Origin of the sequence: Micromonospora sp. CPCC 205546, from assembly GCF_036902715.1 — a bacterium.
Classification (GTDB): Bacteria; Actinomycetota; Actinomycetes; order Mycobacteriales; family Micromonosporaceae; genus Micromonospora.
Genome location: NZ_JBAKHL010000150.1, coordinates 1 through 1,659 on the forward strand (window position 1 = coordinate 1; position 1,659 = coordinate 1,659).

A 1,659-nucleotide genomic window follows, 5' to 3' on the forward strand; every position below is an offset into this window, starting at 1 on the left:
CCACCTACTCGCGATCATCAAGAACCGACTCAAGCGCATCCAATACCGACCCGACTTGCTCCACAGCTTCCTGACCCACACCGGCCTGACCCTCGAACCCGACTCAACCTGACCTATCAAGATCTGTAGCCGCATCAACCGCAATCGTGGGCCGTCGGCCAGCATCAGCAGCATCTCGCGAAGCGTCTGGCGGTGTTGCTCCGGGTTGCGGTGACGGTCGACAATACGGTGATGACCGTGCGCGCCGGTAAGTTTTGGTGGATCGTCGGGGTGGTTGTCGGACTAGCGATGATCGCGCTGGGCTTGCTGTTGGCACGGGCCGGTCTCACGGAGGCAGACCGGTGGGCCAGCGTGATCGGGGTGTTCGTAAACATCGGCGGGCTGATGTTGGTCGTATATAGCGCAGTCCAGGCACGCCGTGGCGACACCTTCAAGAGCAGACCGGCTGATACGGTTCGCAACACGGTGATCAACGCTGAGGTAAGCGGGCCAGCACTGTTGGGCCGAGACATCTGTGGAGTGAGTGATGCTTGCGCCACAATACCCACTTCCGCTCTTGCGGACAGCGGGAATGCGCCGGTTCCAGCCATAGATCGAGGGTCAGCAGCCGTGGAGAACCGGGTCGAGGGCGGCACCTTCCACGGTCCGTTGATCATGGGCAGAGACTTGAGTAATGTTGTGTTTCCCCCACCACCTTCGCCAAACGAACAGGGTGAGAACGGGCTTCCGAGGTGAGCACCATCGCCCCTCAGCCGGGCAACAGTGAGGTGTCGAACCAGATCACCGGTGGGGTGTTCTTCAGCTCGGTGATTCAGGGCCGCGACGTCAGGGTCATGCTGCCGGCCGAGATTCGGCCAGCGCTGACCGGTCTGCCACCGGCATCGCTGGTCTTCACTGGCCGTGACCAGGCGGTCAAAGATCTGCGCGAGGCGTTGCGGCCCGGCCGGCCGGGTGCGGTTCAGCTGGTTTCGGCGGTGGCGGGGATGGCCGGGATTGGCAAGACCGAACTGGTATTGCATACCGCGCACGAGGTGCTGACCGATGGATGGTTCCCCGGTGGGGTGCTATTCGTCGACATGTTCGGCTACGACCCCGAGCGCCGCGTGCCGGCGGGTACCGCCTTGGCTGGATGGCTGTCGGCGATCGGGATCCCTGGAGACCACATTCCTACCCGAGAGCAGGACCGGTCCCGGCTGTGGCGCAGCGTCCTGGACGCCTATACCGCCCAGGACCGGCGGCTGCTGCTGATCATCGACAACGTTGCGAGCGAAGACCAGGTGCTCCCGCTCTTACCTGGCAACGCCAAGGTGCCCGTGCTGGTGACTTCCCGGCACACTTTGGACCTCGATGCCCGCCTGCACGACCTAGACGTCCTTGCCCCAAACTCAGCCGTCGAGCTGCTTTCCGAGGTCATTGACCGCCGCCGCGGCCCTGACGACCCACGCCTGCACCAGGCCGATCGAGGACCGCTGGCCGAGCTGGCCGACTTGTGCGCAGGGCTGCCTCTTGCGTTGCGAATCGTCGCTGCGCTGATGGCTGACCGTCCCAACCTGGAGCCGGGTGTGTTGGCTACAGATCTTGAATGGTCAGGTTGTGTCGGGTTCGAGTGTCAGTCCGGTGTGAGCGAGGAACCCGTCGAGTAGGTCGGTGCGGTACTGG

At 63.6% G+C, this 1,659-nt stretch carries 2 protein-coding genes; both read left to right on the forward strand.

All coding sequences use genetic code 11. The features are described 5' to 3' along the window. Positions 1–192 precede the first annotated feature (192 nt). Positions 193–735: a hypothetical protein gene (locus V6U77_RS29745; protein WP_334610055.1), complete on the forward strand. Its 543-nt coding sequence runs from the start codon at positions 193–195 to the stop codon at positions 733–735. After that, entirely contained in the window at positions 732–1,643 is a 912-nt protein-coding gene (locus tag V6U77_RS29750; RefSeq protein WP_334610056.1) for an ATP-binding protein, read from the forward strand. The genes V6U77_RS29745 and V6U77_RS29750 overlap by 4 nt, the downstream gene beginning before the upstream one ends. Positions 1,644–1,659: the final 16 nt, after the last annotated feature.